This is a genomic window from Rhodomicrobium udaipurense JA643 (assembly GCF_000636015.1).
Lineage (GTDB): Bacteria > Pseudomonadota > Alphaproteobacteria > Rhizobiales > Rhodomicrobiaceae > Rhodomicrobium > Rhodomicrobium udaipurense.
Map to the genome: position 1 here is coordinate 25,304 of NZ_JFZJ01000017.1, position 16,990 is coordinate 42,293.

Annotated in this window: 17 protein-coding genes; 11 read left to right on the forward strand and 6 right to left on the reverse strand. The window is 61.9% G+C overall.

Annotated features, from left to right (window positions below; genetic code table 11):
• Positions 1-144: 144 nt before the first annotated feature.
• Together T281_RS04550 and T281_RS04555 are read left to right on the forward strand one after the other, a co-directional pair.
• The gene (locus tag T281_RS04550; RefSeq protein WP_052037031.1) at positions 145-957 is read left to right on the forward strand and encodes a metal-dependent hydrolase; all 813 of its coding nucleotides are present in this window, start codon (positions 145-147) and stop codon (positions 955-957) included.
• A gap of 93 nt (positions 958-1,050) precedes the next feature.
• A complete protein-coding gene (locus T281_RS04555) occupies positions 1,051-2,148 on the forward strand; it encodes a ParA family protein (RefSeq protein WP_037234978.1) in 1,098 nt (365 codons plus the stop codon).
• A 12-nt stretch (positions 2,149-2,160) separates the two neighbouring features.
• Here the strand turns inward: T281_RS04555 and T281_RS04560 are convergent, their stop codons facing one another.
• On the reverse strand, positions 2,161-3,036 hold the full coding sequence (locus tag T281_RS04560) for a methyltransferase domain-containing protein (protein ID WP_037234923.1): 876 nt from the start codon (positions 3,034-3,036) through the stop codon (positions 2,161-2,163).
• A gap of 58 nt (positions 3,037-3,094) precedes the next feature.
• Between T281_RS04560 and T281_RS04565 the strand changes: the two genes are divergently transcribed.
• From T281_RS04565 to T281_RS04580, 4 genes are all read left to right on the forward strand, one after another.
• Positions 3,095-3,880, forward strand: coding sequence for a ComF family protein (locus T281_RS04565; RefSeq protein WP_052037033.1), 786 nt, complete (start codon positions 3,095-3,097; stop codon positions 3,878-3,880).
• Between the two features lie 75 nt (positions 3,881-3,955).
• Positions 3,956-4,210, forward strand: coding sequence for a glutaredoxin 3 (gene grxC / locus T281_RS04570; protein ID WP_037234926.1), 255 nt, complete (start codon positions 3,956-3,958; stop codon positions 4,208-4,210).
• Between the two features lie 38 nt (positions 4,211-4,248).
• The gene (locus T281_RS04575) at positions 4,249-5,121 is read left to right on the forward strand and encodes a carbon-nitrogen hydrolase family protein (RefSeq protein ID WP_037234929.1); all 873 of its coding nucleotides are present in this window, start codon (positions 4,249-4,251) and stop codon (positions 5,119-5,121) included.
• 11 nt (positions 5,122-5,132) lie between these two features.
• Positions 5,133-5,648: a prolyl-tRNA synthetase associated domain-containing protein gene (locus T281_RS04580; RefSeq protein ID WP_037234932.1), complete on the forward strand. Its 516-nt coding sequence runs from the start codon at positions 5,133-5,135 to the stop codon at positions 5,646-5,648.
• On the opposite strand, the gene T281_RS04585 is transcribed toward T281_RS04580, so the two are convergent.
• The 3 genes from T281_RS04585 to ubiG all read right to left on the reverse strand — a co-directional run bounded on the left by T281_RS04585 (position 5,572) and on the right by ubiG (position 7,321).
• On the reverse strand, positions 5,572-6,006 hold the full coding sequence (locus T281_RS04585) for a hypothetical protein (protein ID WP_155955102.1): 435 nt from the start codon (positions 6,004-6,006) through the stop codon (positions 5,572-5,574). The two genes, T281_RS04580 and T281_RS04585, sit on opposite strands and share 77 nt — an antisense overlap.
• Positions 6,007-6,095: 89 nt before the next feature.
• Positions 6,096-6,566, reverse strand: coding sequence for a GNAT family N-acetyltransferase (locus T281_RS04590; protein WP_052037034.1), 471 nt, complete (start codon positions 6,564-6,566; stop codon positions 6,096-6,098).
• Positions 6,563-7,321 (reverse strand): bifunctional 2-polyprenyl-6-hydroxyphenol methylase/3-demethylubiquinol 3-O-methyltransferase UbiG, encoded by a 759-nt coding sequence (gene ubiG / locus T281_RS04595; protein WP_037234939.1) that lies wholly within the window; start codon positions 7,319-7,321, stop codon positions 6,563-6,565. Before ubiG ends, T281_RS04590 begins: the two co-directional genes overlap by 4 nt.
• Positions 7,322-7,405: 84 nt before the next feature.
• On the opposite strand from ubiG, the gene T281_RS04600 reads away from it, so the two are divergent.
• From T281_RS04600 to T281_RS17440, 5 genes are all read left to right on the forward strand, one after another.
• Positions 7,406-8,662, forward strand: a complete 1,257-nt coding sequence (locus tag T281_RS04600) for an aspartate kinase (protein ID WP_037234940.1) — start codon at positions 7,406-7,408, stop codon at positions 8,660-8,662.
• 73 nt (positions 8,663-8,735) lie between these two features.
• Complete coding sequence (ptsP, locus tag T281_RS04605; RefSeq protein WP_037234941.1) at positions 8,736-10,988, forward strand: phosphoenolpyruvate--protein phosphotransferase; 2,253 nt, start codon at positions 8,736-8,738, stop codon at positions 10,986-10,988.
• 108 nt (positions 10,989-11,096) lie between these two features.
• Complete coding sequence (prfA, locus tag T281_RS04610) at positions 11,097-12,182, forward strand: peptide chain release factor 1 (protein WP_037234945.1); 1,086 nt, start codon at positions 11,097-11,099, stop codon at positions 12,180-12,182.
• Between the two features lie 24 nt (positions 12,183-12,206).
• A complete protein-coding gene (gene prmC, locus T281_RS04615) occupies positions 12,207-13,127 on the forward strand; it encodes a peptide chain release factor N(5)-glutamine methyltransferase (RefSeq protein WP_081796595.1) in 921 nt (306 codons plus the stop codon).
• 299 nt (positions 13,128-13,426) lie between these two features.
• Complete coding sequence (locus T281_RS17440) at positions 13,427-14,263, forward strand: DUF4167 domain-containing protein (RefSeq protein WP_081796596.1); 837 nt, start codon at positions 13,427-13,429, stop codon at positions 14,261-14,263.
• A 481-nt stretch (positions 14,264-14,744) separates the two neighbouring features.
• Here the strand turns inward: T281_RS17440 and ilvD are convergent, their stop codons facing one another.
• Together ilvD and T281_RS04630 are read right to left on the reverse strand one after the other, a co-directional pair.
• Positions 14,745-16,601 (reverse strand): dihydroxy-acid dehydratase, encoded by a 1,857-nt coding sequence (ilvD, locus tag T281_RS04625; protein ID WP_037234949.1) that lies wholly within the window; start codon positions 16,599-16,601, stop codon positions 14,745-14,747.
• 136 nt (positions 16,602-16,737) lie between these two features.
• Positions 16,738-16,990 (reverse strand): MOSC domain-containing protein (locus T281_RS04630; RefSeq protein ID WP_037234952.1); only part of this gene is annotated, 253 nt, incomplete at its 5' end.

The window sequence follows — 16,990 nt, forward strand, 5'->3', positions numbered from 1 at the left end:
TTTCTTTACCCTTCTTTGCGACTGAGCGCAAGCGTCGCCTTTTCAGGGCGCAAAGCGTCTTCACGCCGATCTGACGGGACAAACGCCGTCGCACCACGCCCGCGCACTCCGAATCAGTTAATCTTCTGCAAACGGAGGGCACAAATGGCGAACTTCAACACGCATCTCGCCGTGGCGGCGGTCGGCACCGGGCTTTGCGCCACGGGCGCGCTCGCGGGCAACGCCGCGCCGAACAGCTACCTGCTCACGCTGACGCTCGCGGGCACCATCGGCGGCATCCTCCCCGACATCGACCTCGAAAAGGCGATCCCCTCGCGCATCCTGTTCTCGGCGCTCGGCGTGATCGCGGCGTTCATCGCGCTGTTTTCGCTCGAAAAACGATACTCGATCGCCGAACTCTGGATCGTCTGGCTCGCCGTTTATGCCTTCGTGCGCTACGTCGTGCACTGGATCTTCCACACGCGCACGCGCCATCGCGGCATCTTCCATTCTCTGCTCGCGGGCGGCTTCTTCATGGTGCTGACCGCCGTCATCTTCGCCCGCATTTTCGGCGAACCGGCCGCGCTCGCCTGGCTGACCGGCCTTTTCGTGCTGATCGGCTTCGTCATTCATCTCGCGCTCGACGAAATCTATTCCGTCGATATCGAGGGCGCGCAGCTCAAGAAATCCTTCGGAACGGCGCTGAAGGTCGTGGATCGCAAATCGTGGCGCGCGTCGGCGTTGATGGGCGTCGCTTTCGGCGCCGTCGTGGCGAGCGCGCCTCCGTCGCAGGAGTTCGAGGACATCATGGCCCCGCCGACGGTGTTCGCGTTCCTGAAGGAGCGGCTGCTGCCGAAGGGGAACTGGTTCGGCATCGAATTGCCGAAGTCGGTCGCGGCAGAGCCGGTCAAGACGGCGGCGGATACGAAGTCGACCGTGACACCGCGGCTAACGGGCTATACAGCTTCGAAAAAATAGAAAACTCCTTTGTCTGAAATAACTGAATATCAAACATCGTCGGACGGCTACTACAGTGCGGGTCACGCGTCCGACCAAAGCGGAGCAGATAGAATGGCTAAGGTGATTTCGCTCTTTAACCATAAGGGGGGCGTTAGCAAAACCACTACAACCTTTCATCTCGGTTGGAAGTTAGGCCGTCTTGGCAAAAGGGTTCTTGTCGTCGATGCTGATCCACAATGCAATCTAACTGGTCTCACCCTAGGCCTAGATGACTATAATTCGCTTTTTGCATTTTATGATAGTAAACAAAATAGTGACATTTTTAGTAGTCTTGCTCCCACTTTCGCAATGCAAGACATATCCACGTCTCCAGGGACGACCGGAAAGACACCAGTCGCTTCTACTCAGAACCCTAATCTATTTATTCTAGCCGGTAATATCAGGTTTTCGGAAATAGACACTCAGATTGCCACCGCCCTTACAAGTAGTGCAACCATCCCCGTGCTAAGGCAATTTGTAAGCGCTTTCAATAAGCTAATCAGGAAAGTCGCCATCGAGAACAAAATCGATATTGTTTTAGTTGATATGAGTCCAAGTGTATCAGCCACAAATCACTGTATACTTATGAGTTCTGACAATTTTATTATCCCAATATCGCCAGACTTTTATTGCTATCAAGCGATAGATTCCCTCTCCAATGTATTCCCAAGATGGGTTAATGAAATAAAAACGTTTAAGGATGCCGAACCAGAGTCCTTGCCAATTAATAACCCTAAAATGCTTGGATACATATCTCAAAATTATCGCATATATACTGTCGACGGGGCGGAAGAGTCCGAACAAAAAAGCATGTCAAAGGCATATGTCGCATGGCTAGAAAAAATAAAAGATATCGTCGGGTCGAAGCTTGTTCCCACATTGGGAAGCATTGACATGCTCATTGATGAGCAAACATTCCGCGATGCCGTCTCTTACGATGAGCCATACCATCTCGCAGGAGTGCAAAATTTCAGTGGCCTAATCCCGGTATCCCAAAAGCTTTCAAAGCCCATATTTGAGTTGACTGCCAAAGATGGCGAATGGTCGGGTGCGCGATGGAAGCGCACGCAAAATGGCAAAGAATACGGAATAAAGGTCAACATTGAGGAGGCCGACAAGGTCTATACACGGCTGGCTGAAGCCATCTTAAAAATGGTGCAGCCATTTTGATGATGCTGCCAGCTAATCCTTCGCCTTGAGCGCGTCGGCGAGGCGTGCCGTCGCGGAGCCGGGCTTTGCCGGCTGTTGCTGGCTTTCATGTGGCGACCACCCGCAGAGATAGATGATCTCGAACGTCGCGCGCACGCGGCCGTTGTCGCCGGAGAAGCGCTCGGCGTAGATCGCCGCCGCGCGAAGCAGCGTATCGCGCCGCAAGAACCGCCGGGACCGGGCCGCGAGCGGGTTCGCCGCGCCCATCGCCTTCAGGTCGCGCATGAGCGCAAGCGCATCCGCATAGGTCACCGTCAGTTGCTCCGCATCGGCAACCGGCAGCGCGAAGCCCGCGCGCTGGAGAAGCCCGCCCATGTCGCGCAGATCGGCGGTCGGGAACACGCGGGGCGACACGCCGCCCGCTGTCTCGGTTTCCGCCTGCATGAACGCCTGACGCAGTTCGATCAGCGTGTCGCCGCCCAGCAGCGCCGCGAGGAACAAGCCGTCCGGGCGAAGCGCGCGGCGGATCTGGATGAGCGCGCCGGGCAAATCGTTCGCGAGGTGAAGCGACAGCGCCGAGGTGATGAGGTCGAACGCGCCCTCCTTCAGCGGCAGCGCCTCAACATCCGCAACGACGGCGGGCTTCGGGCAGGCTTCGGCGAGCGGCAGCGCGGGCGCAAGCGAAACGGGCGCGAGGCCGGGGAACCGCGCGGACAGCGTGCGGGCCATGACGCCGTGATGCGCGCCGACATCCGCAACGCGCGCGAAATCCCGCCGAATGCCGCCGAGGCGATCCGCGATTTCCTCCGCTGCGTGCCGGATCAGAAAGTCCGTCGCCGGCAGCGTCCTGCTCGCGCGGGCAAGCGCGCGGCGCATTTGAGTCCGGTCGAAAATTCCGGGGCTGGTCAACGCGTTCGTCCCGGATTACTGTCAATTTTAGACAAATTCATTCTTCCTCGCGTTGCAGATGTTCCAGCCCGTTGCCCGCTTCGCCGCCGAAAGCCTGCGCTACTCGGCGGACCTCATCCTCCCCGCCGTCTGTGTATCATGCGCCACGCCGGTGACGCGGCACAACCTCCTTTGCGCGAAATGCTGGGGCGGCCTCGTTCCGATCACAGCGCCGTATTGCGACAGGCTCGGCATTCCGCTCCCCGGCTATGACGGCAGCGGCCCGCATCTCTCGGCGCAGGCTTTCACCGATCCGCCCGTGTTCGACCGCGCGCGAGCGGCCTGCGTTTACGGCGGCGTGATCCGTAAACTTATCGTGCGGTTCAAATTCGAGGATCGTCACGAGCCGCTGCCCCTGTTTCTCCGGCTGACGCGCGAAGCAGGGCGCGATCTGCTGGCCGACGCGGATTTGATCGCGCCCGTGCCGCTGCACCGGTTCCGGCTTCTGCAACGCCGCTTCAATCAGTCGGCGCTGCTGGCGAAGGGGCTTTCCCGCGCATCGGGGGTTCCGGCTTCGGTCATGGCGCTGAAACGGACGAAGCGAACGAAGGCGCAGGTCGGCCTTCAGCACGACGCGCGCCGGACGAACGTCGCGGAAGCGTTCAGTGTCGGCGCCAGCGGCCGGCGCGCCGTAGCCGGAAAGCGCGTGTTGCTCGTCGATGACGTCATCACCACCGGAGCAACCGCGAACGCCTGCGCGGCGGCGCTACTCGCGGCGGGCGCGCGCGCTGTGGATATACTCGCCGTCGCGCTTGTCTGGCACGGTGCCGCCACTTTCCTTGACGAAGGCGGCGATGTGCTTTAGCTGACGCTCCCGGCTCTGGACCAGCGGCGCTTCGCACACCATCTGCTTGCGGTTCTAAAAGCCAGGAAATACAAAATGCAGCCAGTGACCATCTACACCACGCCGTCCTGCCCCTATTGCCGCCGTGCGAAAGCCCTTCTGGGACGCAAGGGCGTGGCCTTCGACGAAATCGATGTGTCGGATCGGGCGAAGCGGGCCGAAATGTCGGAGCTCGTGGGCGGACGCACTTCCGTTCCCCAGATCTTCATCGGATCGCGACATATTGGCGGATGTGACGACCTTCATGCCTTGGATGCGAAAGGCGAACTTGATCCTCTGCTGCAAAGCTGAGCAAAATGAGACAAACTTTTTAAGGAGCAGGCAAGAGCATGGCCGAAAGAGATCCGTTTCGAGTGGGCCTCGTCCAGATGCGGGCGGGGAAAGACGTTCGAGATAATCTTCTGGAGGCGGAAGCGCTGATACGCGATGCGGCTCGCAAGGGCGCGCATTACATCCAGACGCCGGAAAACACGCTCCTGATGGAGGTGGACGCGCCTCACCTTCTCGAAAAGATCGTTCCCGAAGCCGAAACGGAAGGCGTGGCGCATTTCGCCCACCTCGCCAAGACGCTGCGCGTGTGGCTGCATATCGGCTCCATCGCGGTGAAGATCGACGAGAACAAGGCGGCGAACCGCGCGTTCCTGTTCACGCCGAACGGCGACATCGTGCTGCGCTACGACAAGATCCACATGTTCGACGTCGATCTGCCGAGCGGCGAATCCTACCGCGAATCCGCCACGTTCATTCCCGGCACGCAGGCCTACGTCGCGCAGCTTCCGTGGGGATTGCTCGGCGTCGCCACTTGCTACGACATCCGCTTCCCCGAGCAGTTCAAGGCGCTGGCCATGGCGGGCGCGAAGTTCCTCACCGCGCCGTCAGCCTTCACGAAGGTCACAGGCGAAAAACACTGGCATACGCTGCTTCGCGCGCGGGCCATCGAAAACGGCTGCTTCGTGTTCGCCGCCGCGCAGGGCGGCCGCCACGCAAACGGCCGCACGACCTTCGGCCACAGCCTCATCATCTCGCCATGGGGTGAAATCATCGCCGAGGGCGACACCGATCCGGGCGTTATCGTCGCCGACATCGATCCGGAGGAAGTGGACCGCGTGCGCGCCCGCATCCCGGCTCTGGATCACGCGCGCGATTTCGAGGTGAGCGTGGTGCAGATGCCGAAGGGCGCGACGCTTAAGGCGGTGGGCTGACACGCATCACCATGAACGACTGGCGCGCCTTCTTCGGGCTTCTCGCATCGCTCGGCATTGCTTACGAGACGGTGGAGCACGAGGAAGTGCACACGGCGCAAGGGCTTGCGAGCCGCGACGTGTCGCTCTGGGAATTCCCGGTCAAGAATATCGTGGTCGAGGACAAGGCAAAGCAGCTTTACCTCGTCACGATGCACCTGCTTACGCCTCCGCTCGATCTTAAAGCGCTCGCGAAGCAGCTCGGCGCGGACGGGCGCTTCTCCTTTGCGTCACCTGAGACGATGGGTGCAGCGCTGAAGGTGCTGCCCGGCAGCGTCACGCCTTTCGCGCTGGTGAACGATACGGAGCGGCGCGTCAGGCCGATTTTCGATGAACGCATGCGCGTGTCGAAAACGGTCAGCGCTCATCCGCTCGTCAATACCATGACGACGACGATCGCGATGGTCGACCTCATGCGGCTTCTCGGCGTGAACGGCCATGAGCCAAATTGGTGCGCGCTTCCGCTGAAGGCTCAGCCGGTATCTTGAGTTCCCGCCAATCGGCCTCGGACGAGCTTTTCGCCAGCGTCAGTGCGGGTTCGGCAACCGGCGCGTCGGCGGCGGCGATCTCACCCTTAATGAAATCGTATCCGCAATTCACGCAGACGCGGTTCGGCACGGGCAACGCCGCCCTAATGCCGTGCTCGGCATGCATCGCATAGGCCGAGGCGCCGCAGCGCGGGCAGCGGAAGGCGAAGAGGAAGACAACGTGGATGAGTGCCGCCATCCACAGCAGGAAGAAGAGCGTAAGAACGTCGATCACCGACGCGTATGACATCAGGAGAGCGCCGAGAAATAGCACCGCCGGAAGCGCCAGTACTACCCTGAAGAACCGGACCCGGATCAAGCTCGTCTCCATCGGTCAATTGGATATAGCTTTAGCAGAAATCGGTTTCTGCTTTGTGGTCCGAATAGCGATGGTCTCTGTGCGCGGATTTACTTGAGCTTCACCTTGTAGCGGATGAACGGGTCGCGCGGCACAATCTTGTCGTAGAGCGCGCGCGCCGGCTCGTTCGCCTCGTGCGTGTGCCAGGAGACGCGCGGCCACCCCTCGACGCGCCCTTTGTGGATCAGCGCTTCGATGAGGGCGCGGCCGACGCCTTCTCCGCGCGCGTCGTCCGCAACGAACAAGTCCTCCATATAGCAAATGGGCTGCGGTCCGAGCGTGTGCGCATGCAGCACGTAATTCGCGAAGCCGACAAGTTGACCCGCGCTGAAGAAGCCGAGTCGCGTTTCCGCGACGAGCGCATGCACCGGCTCGCGCGGCTCCAGAATGCGCCGCCAAAGCTCATCGGTCACTTCGCGCGGAGCCGCAACGCCATAGAACGCGAGATAGCCCTGCCACAGCCTGCGCCAGCCGACCTCGTCGCCGGGACCGGGCGCGCGGATGCGGCAGGGAAGCGTCACACGGCCTCGCCGGACATGAGGTAGTTCATCGATAGATCCGTGTCGGACAGCGTCCACGAGCCGGAGAGCGGCTTGTAGATCATGCCCGCGCGGCGCGTGGCGGCGAAGCCCGCATCCGACAGCGCGCCCGCAAGTTCGTCCGGCTTGATGAACTTCTTCCAGTCGTGCGTGCCGGGCGGAACGAGGCCGAGGATGCGTTCGGCGGCGAACACCGCGAGCCCGTAGGATTTTGACGTGCGGTTCAGCGTGGACAGCACGATCAGCCCGCCGGGCTTCGCGAGGCTGCGGCACGTCTTCAGGAAGGACTGCGGGTCGGCGACGTGCTCGATCACCTCCGAGGCGACCACGACATCGAACGTCAGCCCCTCGCGCGCCAGATCCTCGGCGGTGACGTTGCGATAGGTGACGGGAACGCCTAGCTTCGCCGCATGCGCGCGGGCGACGCCGATGGACTCCTCTACCGGATCGATTCCTGTTACAGTACCGCCCAGCCTCGCCAGCGGTTCCGAAAGGATGCCGCCGCCGCAGCCGATATCGACAACATCAAGACCCTGAAGCGGGCGGAATTCGTTGAACTGGCCTTTTCGCCAGCGCTTGACTTCCGCCACAATAAATGCGAGCCGCGCAGGATTGAAGGCATGCAAACCGCTGAATTTGCCTCGCTCGTCCCACCACTCTTTCGCGAGACTCTCGAAATGCCGCAACTCTGTCGCGTCCAGAGACGGACTTTGCCGTGTTTCTGCCTCAATCCCCATCAATGGCGTTCCTGATCTCCTGCTGCGCGAAATCTACGTACGCTCGCGCCGCTATTTTCACTCTCGCACCATATAGCCAGTCCCATGCTGCTCGTCATGAAATTTGGCGGAACTTCCGTCGCAGACATCGCCCGCATCAGAAATTCCGCGCTCCACGTCAAGCGTGAGGTCGAGGCCGGCAATCGCGTCGCCGTCGTGGTTTCCGCCATGGCAGGCCACACGAACCAGCTCGTCGGGTGGTGCAAGGAAGCGCACGAGCTTTACGACCTGCGCGAGTATGACGCCGTTGTGTCGTCGGGTGAACAGGTCACTGCTGGCCTGATGGCGATCATTCTCCAGTCCATCGGGGTCAAGGCGCGATCCTGGCAGGGGTGGCAAATCCCGCTCGTCACGGACGGCTCGCATAGCGTCGCCCGCATCGATCGCGTCGAAACCGCCGACCTGCTCGCGAGCGTCGAAGGCGGCGAAGTTGCCGTCGTGGCAGGTTTCCAGGGCATCGCCCCTTCAGGACGTATAACCACACTCGGACGCGGCGGTTCCGACACGAGCGCCGTCGCACTGGCTGCCGCCCTCAAGGCCGAGCGGTGCGACATCTACACCGACGTCGATGGCGTGTATACAACGGACCCTCGGCTTGTGCCGGAGGCCCGAAGACTTCCGCGCATTTCGTATGAAGAGATGCTGGAAATGGCGTCTTTGGGGGCGAAAGTACTTCAGACGCGCTCTGTCGAGCTTGCAATGGCTCAAGGCGTGCGTGTACAAGTTCGTTCTAGCTTCGATAACCCTGAAACATGCGAACCCGCTCGCTCCGGAATATCCGAAATGTGCGGGACGCTCGTTTGCGACGAAACGGAAATGTTGGAACATCACGTTGTCAGCGGCATTGCATACGCGAAAGACGAGGCAAAGGTCACGGTGCTGAGCATCGAGGATAAGCCGGGCGTCGCCGCGAGCATTTTCGTGCCGCTGTCGGAAGCGAACATTAACGTGGACATGATCGTGCAGAACATTTCCGAGGATGGTCGCAAGACTGACCTCACCTTTACCGTGGCCGCAGCGGAGCTTCCGCGCGCGCTTCAGGTGCTGCGCGATAATCAGGACACCATCCGCTATCGCGACCTTCGCGGCGACACGGATATGGTGAAGGTGTCGGTCATCGGCGTCGGCATGCGCAGCCATGCCGGTGTGGCCGCCGAGATGTTTCAGGCCCTCGCCGGCAAGGGCATTAACATCCAGGCGATATCGACGTCCGAGATCAAGATCAGCGTGCTCATCGGCGCGGCGCATACTGAAGAGGCGGTGAACACGCTGCATAGCTTGTTCGGCCTCGACCGAACCTGAAACGACAAGCTGGGCGCTCGCGTGGCCGGGGCGCCTAACCCTCGCAACCTAACAGGTTATTGGAACCAGGCAGATGCCCTGGACTCAACGTCCCCCATGGGTGCTGATCCGAAGCTTGCGGGCAATCATGGCGAGTGCGTCAGAGCCGCAAGCCAAGCTGGACAGCATTGTAAAAGTCATAGCCTCGAACATGATTGCCGAGGTGAGCTCGATCTATGTCCGCCTGCCGGATGAATCGCTCGAACTTTTCGCCACCGAAGGCCTGAAGAAAGAGGCTGTCCACGCGCTCCGCATGAAGAAGGGCGAGGGTCTCGTCGGTCTCATCGCCGACTGGGGACAACCCATCAATTTGCCTGATGCTCAGAAGCATCCTTCGTTCTCCTACAAGCCTGAGACAGGCGAAGAGAACTACCACTCCTTCCTCGGCGTGCCGATCGTGCGCGAGCGACGCACAATTGGCGTGCTCACCGTGCAGAACAAGATCGAGCGACGCTATACGACGGAAGAGGTGGAGGCGCTTGAAACGACGGCCATGGTGCTAGCGGAACTCATCGGATCGGGCGCTTTCGCGGGCGCGGTATCCCACTCGCCGGGGCGGCGCGAAACATCGGTCACGATCAAGGGCACGCCGCTCGCTGACGGACTGGCGCTCGGACACATCGCGCTGCACGAGCCACGCCCCGTAGTGCTGAAATTCTTCGCGGACAACATCCCGGCGGAGTTGAAGCGCCTCGAAGACGCGCTCGAACGCCTCAAGGACGACATCAAGCGTCATCTCGAACACGAGGACTCGCCGCAGGACAGCGAGCATCAGGCCGTTCTCGAAGCCGTGCAGATGCTGGCGAACGACAAGGGCTGGGCCCGGCGCATGCGCGACGCGGTGATGGCCGGTCTCACGGCCGAGGCGGCGGTCGAACGCGTTCAGCAAAACATGCGCACGCAGCTCATGAAGGTCGGCGACGACTTCTGGCGCGAGCGTAGCCATGACATCGACGATTTGTCGACCCGGCTTCTGCGCACGCTGCAAGGCCAGGAGACGCATGTCGAGCGCCTGCCGAACGACGCCATTCTCGTCGCCCGGAACATGGGCGCGGCCGAGCTTCTGAGCTACGACCCGCGCAAGCTGCGCGGCCTCGTTATCGAGGAGGGCGGCGCGACATCGCACGTTTCCATCGTGGCGCGGTCATTCAATCTCGCGGTACTCGTGCAGGTGCCGGACGTGCTGTCGATCGCCGACCATGGCGACCCGGCGATTCTCGACGCTGCAACCGGGCAATTCCACGTTCGCCCGTCGCTCGAACTCATCCGCGCCTATGCCGACAAGGCGCGTTTTCGCGCGCGGCGGCAGGCCCGCTTCTCAAAGCTCCGCCACGTGCAGGCGATCACGAAAGACGGCGAGCGCGTTCTGCTCAACATGAATGCCGGGCTCACGGTCGATCTGCCGCATCTCTACCAGAGCGGCGCGGATGGCATCGGCCTGTACCGGACCGAGCTTCAATTCATGGTCGCGTCGCGCTTCCCGAAGATGGAAGAGCAACGCAAAACCTATAACCGCATCCTCGATATGGCGGGCGGGCGCCGCGTCATCTTCCGGTCGCTCGACGTGGGCGGCGACAAGGTGTTGCCGTATCTGCGGCGCGTGAAGGAAGAAAACCCGGCGCTGGGCTGGCGCGCGATCCGCATGTCACTCGACAGGCCCGCGCTGTTCCGCACGCAGGCCCGTGCGCTGATGCGCGCGGCGGCGGGGCGCGAGCTTTCGCTCATGCTGCCCTTCATCGCCGACGTTTCCGAGCTTCTCGGCGCAAAGGCGCTCATCGACAAGGAAGTCGAGCACGCAAAGAAGCACAGCCACGAACTGCCATCGGAGATGCGCGTCGGCGTGATGGTCGAAATTCCGGCCATCCTTTACCAGCTCGACCAGATCCTTCCGCTGGTGGATTTCATTTCGGTCGGCAGCAATGATCTGCTCCAATTCCTGTTCGCGGCGGACCGCGAAAACGACCGCGTGGCCCGCAGGTTCGATCCGCTGCACTCGTCCGCGCTCAAGGTGCTGCGCGAAATCGCGGCAAAGGCCATTGCGCACAAGACCGACTTCGCGCTGTGCGGCGAGATGGCCGGGCGGCCCGTCGATGCAATGGCGCTGCTCGGGCTGGGCTTCCGCTCGATTTCCATGGCGCCGGCATCGGTTGGCCCTATCAAGGCGATGGTGCTGTCCCTCGACACGAAAAAGCTCGGAGAAATGCTGAACGGCCTCGTCGACGGAAACTGCTCGACCATCCGGCGCGAGTTGACCGAGTTTGCGCGGAAGGAAAACATTGATATCTAGTGGATGGGTTGCTTGCGCACCCAGTGCAGTGAGCACCAGCCGATCAGGCCAAAAATAAATTTCGTCGCGCCGGTCGTGGTTCCGGACGCGATGAACAGGGATCGATCCATGGTATCCATACCGAAAGACAAACTGAAGCGGCTCGTTGGCCGCTGGGAAACGATCCAGGCGCAGCTTTCGGAAGGCTGCGATCAGGAGACGTTCAAGAAACTCTCGAAGGAATTTTCGGACCTCGATCCGCTGGTCGCGGCAATCAAGACGCTCGAAGCTGCTGAGGAAGAGCGCGACAGCCTCCGCCAGATGATCGAAGACCCGGCGGCCGAGCCGGACATGGTCGAGCTTGCGCGCGAGGAACTGGAGGCGGCCGAGCCGCGCGTCGAGCAGCTGGAGCACGAGCTTCAGATCATGCTGCTGCCGAAGGACGCGGCGGACGAAAAAAGCGCCATCCTCGAAGTTCGCGCGGGCACTGGCGGCGAGGAAGCTGCGCTGTTCGCGGCGGACCTTTTCCGCATGTACCAGCGCTATGCGGACCTCAAGGGCTGGAAAGTGAACGTGCTTTCGGTCAGCGACGCGGATGCGGGCGGCTTCAGGGAAATCGTGGCGAGCATCAGCGGCAAGGGCGTGTTCGCGCGGATGAAGTTCGAGTCGGGCGTGCATCGCGTACAGCGCGTGCCGGAAACGGAGAACCAGGGCCGCATCCATACCTCGGCGGCGACGGTGGCCGTGCTGCCGGAAGCCGAGGAAGTCGACGTCGAGATCCGCGAACAGGACATCCGCATCGACACCATGCGGGCGAGCGGTGCGGGCGGGCAGCACGTGAACACGACCGACTCGGCGGTTCGCATCACCCATATCCCGACCGGCATCATCGTGACGTCGAGCGAGAAGTCGCAGCATCAGAACCGCGCACGCGCCATGCAGGTGCTCCGCGCGCGACTGTTTGACATGGAGCGCACGCGCATCGACGAGGCCCGCGCGGCGGAACGCAAGGATCAGATCGGCTCCGGCGACCGCTCGCAACGCATCCGCACCTACAATTTCCCGCAAGGGCGCGTGACCGATCATCGCGTCAATGTGACGCTGTACAACCTGCCGCAGATCATGGAAGGCGAAGGGCTCGATACGATCATCGATGCGCTGATCACGGAGCGTCAGGCTGGTCAGCTTGCGGCGGAAACCTCGGTCCATGCCTGAAGCAGTAGGCGCCACGGAGCACGAATGACGACATTCGCGGAATTGGTGCGCTATCTCGCCGAGCGATTCCGGCAGGCTGGCATCGAGTCGGCGGCGCTCGATGCGCGGCTTCTCTCGGCGTATGCAGCCGGTTTTTCGCCGGAAGAGGCTGTCACCAAGCGCGATGCTGCGCTTCCGCCGGAAGTGCTGGACCGCGCCATCGAGGTGGCGCAGCGGCGCTTTGCGGGCGAGCCGGTTTCGCGCATCGTGGGGGCGCGCGAGTTCTGGGGCATGCCGTTTGGACTGTCGCCGCACACCCTCGATCCTCGTCCGGACACGGAGGTTCTCGTCGATGTGGCGTTGGCGTGGTGCCGAAAGCATGATCTCGCGAATGCGCCGCTTCGCATCCTCGACCTGGGAACCGGAACGGGGTGCATCCTTGCCGCGCTGCTGTCCGAGTTGCCGAACGCGACGGGCGTTGGCGTCGACCGAAGCGAAGGCGCGCTGCGAACGGCAAGAGCGAATTTCGCGCGGCTTGGCCTCGCGTCTCGAGCGTTTTTCTTGTGTGGAGACTGGGGCGCAGCGCTCGCCGATGCAACTTTCGACATCATTGCGTGTAATCCTCCTTACATTGAAACCGCCGACATAGCGGGGTTGTGCGCCGAGGTGCGGGATTTCGACCCAAGGCTTGCGCTGGACGGGGGAAAAGACGGGCTTAAGGCGTACCGGGATATAGTGCCGCAAGCTTCGCGCCTTTTGCGTGTGCCAGGGCTTCTGATTTTCGAGACGGGACATCTTCAGGCCCGATTGGTTCGAGACATGCTGACGGAGCTTGATGCCGGATTCCAAACGGAAATATTCCTGGATCTGGCGGGCATTGAGCGGGCCGTTGCAGGAGTGAGACAGTCGGGCGGTGACGCGGGACCCGGCAAAAAAAAGGTTGGAAATCCGGTTGGATCGGGATAGGGTCAATGCAGAGGCGGCTTCGTCAAACCCCGCAGCGGTTGCAAGACGACGAGGCATAGGAACGTAGGCTACCAAAAAACTGATGCTAAGACCGGGTGCTGAATTTGAGCATCGGCGGGATCAGTGGGTCACGTTTCTTACTGTGCGGAGCCTATAAACATCTGCTTCTCAAGTTAGCGTTGCTTTGAACTGACAGGCAGGCTGGACTGAGAATTTTTACTGTTGCAGGCATTGACCGGCACCCAACGTGCCGTGTCTGCATGAGGTGAGCTTTTGTGACCTTCGACAAGACAGGACCCATGAGGCAAGGACAGCAAAGCCGCAGAGGCCGTAATCGCGGCGGCCGCAAGCCACAGAATTCCATAAGCCGGAACTACGAATCGAGTGGTCCCGACGTCAAGATCCGTGGCACGGCGATGCATATCGCCGAGAAGTACACGTCTCTTGCTCGTGATGCGATGGCCTCAGGCGATTCCGTCGCGGCCGAGAACTATCTTCAGCATGCAGAGCATTACAACCGCATCATCCTTGCTGCGCAGGCTCAGAACCCTGGCGGCGAGCAGCCTGTCAATGGCGGCCCCGGACGATTCGGCGCGCAGGATGCTTACTCCCGTGATTTCGACTCCGATGACGATGACGATGGGGAAGATTTCGCTCCTCAGCAGCAGCGCTTTCAGCCGCTAGAGCGTAACGAACGCGCCGAGCGCCCGGAGCGCAACGAGCGTCCCGAACGCGTTGAGAGACCGGAGCGCGCGCCACGTCCCGAGCGAATGGAGCGCCCTGAACGCGTCGAACGGGCAGAACGTCCGGAGCGCGTTCCCGCTTACAATCAGCATCAGCAGCCGCAGCCTTATATACCGCAGAACGCTTTTCCGCAGTTCCTGCAGCAGCCGGTTGTGCTTCCTCCGCAGTCGAGCGGCGGAGACGAAGGTGCGCCGCAACCGGTAAACGGCGTTGCGAATGGCGAGGCTTACAACGGCGCGCCCGAAGGCGATCCCTTGCCGCGCCGCCGCCGCCGCCGTCCGATCGGCGAAGCGGCCCCGGTGAAGACTTACACGGGCCGGAGCGGAACCGCTGCGCTGTCCAACGCGGCACCTGCCGTGGCGGCAACCATCGATCCGAAAACAGACGAATAGGCTTTCGACCCACGCGCGATGCTCACTTAGAGCGTCAGAATAGCTCTTCACCATGATCGGAGGTGGATCATGGGGAAGAGCTATTCGTGTGATTTGCGGGAGCGTGTGGTCCGGTTCGTTTCGGAGGGCAACTCCCGGCGGGAGGCAGCGGCACATTTCGGGGTGTCGGCGAGTTTTGCGGTGAAGCTTTTGGCCCGCAGCCTTAGCGCTCGCTGCGGTCAGGTAGAACCCGAAATCAAAAAGCCCCGGCGTAGCGCGCAGGGGCTTTTTCTATTCGGCTCGCCGCGCCCGGCGTGTTTTCGGAACCGTCCAAGCGTATGCCTTCCGCCGGTTAAGCGGGAAACGGGGCAGCGTGGAATGACCGTCACACCGGCCGAAGCCGATTGAGCAGCAAGACCTTCGGTTGAACGTTGGCCCCGAGCACCTTTTGCTACGGCTTCACACTGGTTCCCCAGACGGAAAGGCGCTGAGCGCGCCCGCGTCAGCGCCTGCGCTCAACCTGCGATACATCGCGTACCGCACCGCGCGCCGCGCTCGTCGTCAGCGCCGCATACGCCCGAAGCGCCTGGCTCACATGGCGAACGCGGCTGACGGGCTTCCATGCCACCGCGCCCTTCGCTTCCATCGCCGCGCGGCGCTTCGCCAGAACCTCGTCGGACAGATCGACGCGAATCACGCGGTTCGGAATGTCGATGACGATGATGTCGCCCTGCTCGACAAGGCCAATCGCGCCGCCTTCCGCCGCTTCGGGCGACGCATGGCCGATGGAGAGGCCGGACGTGCCGCCCGAAAAACGCCCGTCCGTGATGAGCGCGCATTTCTTGCCGAGGCCCATGCTCTTGAGATAGCTCGTCGGGTAGAGCATTTCCTGCATGCCGGGGCCGCCCTTCGGCCCTTCGTAGCGGATGAGCACCACGTCGCCTTCCTTCACCGCGCCGCCGAGGATCTTCTCGACCGCCTCTTCCTGGCTCTCGCAAATCACCGCCGGGCCGGTAAAGGTGAGGTTCGATGCGTCGACGCCCGCCGTTTTCACGATGCAGCCGTCGAGCGCGATGTTGCCGAACAGCACGGCGAGGCCGCCGTCTTTCGAGAACGCGTTCTCCACTGAATGGACGACGCCATTCGCGCGGTCGGCGTCAAGTTCGTCCCAACGTGCGGCCTGGCTGAAGGCTTCAGTCGTGCGCACGCCACCAGGCGCCGCTTTGAAGAACTCCTGAACGGCGGGATCGTTGGTGCGCGCGATGTCCCACTTGTCGAGCGCGTCCGCAATCGTCGGCGCGTGCACCGTGCCGCAGCCGCGATTGACAAGCCCGCCGCGGTCGAGTTCACCGAGGATGCCCATGATGCCGCCCGCGCGGTGCACGTCTTCCACATGCACATCGGCGATGTTCGGCGCGACCTTGGAGAGGCACGGCACGCGGCGCGACAGCCGGTCGATGTCGGTCATGGTGAAGGGCACTTCGGCTTCCTGCGCGGCGGCGAGCAGATGCAGCACGGTGTTGGTCGAGCCGCCCATGGCGATGTCGAGCGTCATCGCGTTCTCGAACGCCTCGAAATTGGCGATGGAACGCGGGAGCACGCTCGCGTCGTCGCCTTCATAATAGCGCTTGGTGATGTCCACGATGCGCCGCCCCGCTTCGAGGAACAGTTCCTTGCGGTCCGCATGGGTGGCGAGCATCGTGCCGTTGCCGGGCAGCGAAAGGCCGAGCGCTTCGGTCAGGCAATTCATGGAATTGGCCGTGAACATGCCCGAGCACGAGCCGCAGGTCGGGCACGAGTCGCGCTCGTAGGCTTCGGCGACTTCGTCCGACACGCTCGGGTCCGCGCCCTTGATCATGGCGTCGATGAGGTCCACCGCGTGCGTCTTGCCGCCGACCGTGACCTTGCCGGCTTCCATCGGGCCGCCGGAAACGAAGATCGTCGGGATGTTGAGGCGTAGGCTCGCCATCAGCATGCCGGGCGTGATCTTGTCGCAATTCGAGATGCAGACGAGCGCATCGGCGGTGTGAGCGTTGACCATATACTCCACCGAGTCGGCGATGATCTCGCGCGAGGGCAGCGAATAGAGCATGCCGCTATGGCCCATCGCGATGCCGTCGTCGATGGCGATGGTATCGAATTCCTTGGCGACGCCGCCCGCCTTCTCGATCTCGCGCGCGACAAGCTGGCCGAGGTCTTTCAGATGCACGTGGCCGGGCACGAACTGTGTGAACGAGTTGGCGATGGCGATGATCGGCTTGCCGAAATCGCCGTCCTTCATGCCGGTTGCCCGCCAGAGACCGCGAGCGCCCGCCATGTTGCGGCCATGGGTCGAGGTACGGGAGCGATAGTCCGGCATTGTCGTGCGCCTTCTTGTTTTAGAATAACTACGGCGAGTTCATAAACCCGCACACGCTGTCTTATCTAGCGAAAAACGTATGTCGCGCTTTCTTTGCCCGGTGCAAGGGCGGCGCGCATGGCGAACGCGGTGTACTTCAAACGAGCGTGAGGGTGTCGCCAATGCAGACCGTGCCGCCGCGCGTAACCTTCGCGTAAAGCCCGAGGTTCTTGTGGCCCCATGTGCTTTGCAGCGCCGCCGGGATCGAAATACCGCGCTGCGCCGTCGCCGGGTCGACGCTCGTCGCCTCGCATCGCGCGGTTTCGGCGAACACCTCAAGCTCCGCGCCGCCACAGGTGAGCGTCTTGCCGACCCAATGCCGCTCTTCCCATGCGGGCACGCCCTCGAAA

Bases quoted from the DNA above. Each gene is read 5' to 3' on its own strand.
- T281_RS04550 (WP_052037031.1), top strand. From the start codon at position 145: ATGGCGAACTTCAACACGCATCTCGCCGTGGCGGCGGTCGGCACCGGG.
- T281_RS04555 (WP_037234978.1), top strand. From the start codon at position 1,051: ATGGCTAAGGTGATTTCGCTCTTTAACCATAAGGGGGGCGTTAGCAAA.
- T281_RS04565 (WP_052037033.1), top strand. From the start codon at position 3,095: ATGTTCCAGCCCGTTGCCCGCTTCGCCGCCGAAAGCCTGCGCTACTCG.
- grxC (WP_037234926.1), top strand. From the start codon at position 3,956: ATGCAGCCAGTGACCATCTACACCACGCCGTCCTGCCCCTATTGCCGC.
- T281_RS04575 (WP_037234929.1), top strand. From the start codon at position 4,249: ATGGCCGAAAGAGATCCGTTTCGAGTGGGCCTCGTCCAGATGCGGGCG.
- T281_RS04580 (WP_037234932.1), top strand. From the start codon at position 5,133: ATGAACGACTGGCGCGCCTTCTTCGGGCTTCTCGCATCGCTCGGCATT.
- ubiG (WP_037234939.1), bottom strand. From the start codon at position 7,321: ATGGGGATTGAGGCAGAAACACGGCAAAGTCCGTCTCTGGACGCGACA.
- T281_RS04600 (WP_037234940.1), top strand. From the start codon at position 7,406: ATGCTGCTCGTCATGAAATTTGGCGGAACTTCCGTCGCAGACATCGCC.
- ptsP (WP_037234941.1), top strand. From the start codon at position 8,736: ATGCCCTGGACTCAACGTCCCCCATGGGTGCTGATCCGAAGCTTGCGG.
- prfA (WP_037234945.1), top strand. From the start codon at position 11,097: ATGGTATCCATACCGAAAGACAAACTGAAGCGGCTCGTTGGCCGCTGG.
- prmC (WP_081796595.1), top strand. From the start codon at position 12,207: ATGACGACATTCGCGGAATTGGTGCGCTATCTCGCCGAGCGATTCCGG.
- T281_RS17440 (WP_081796596.1), top strand. From the start codon at position 13,427: ATGAGGCAAGGACAGCAAAGCCGCAGAGGCCGTAATCGCGGCGGCCGC.
- ilvD (WP_037234949.1), bottom strand. From the start codon at position 16,601: ATGCCGGACTATCGCTCCCGTACCTCGACCCATGGCCGCAACATGGCG.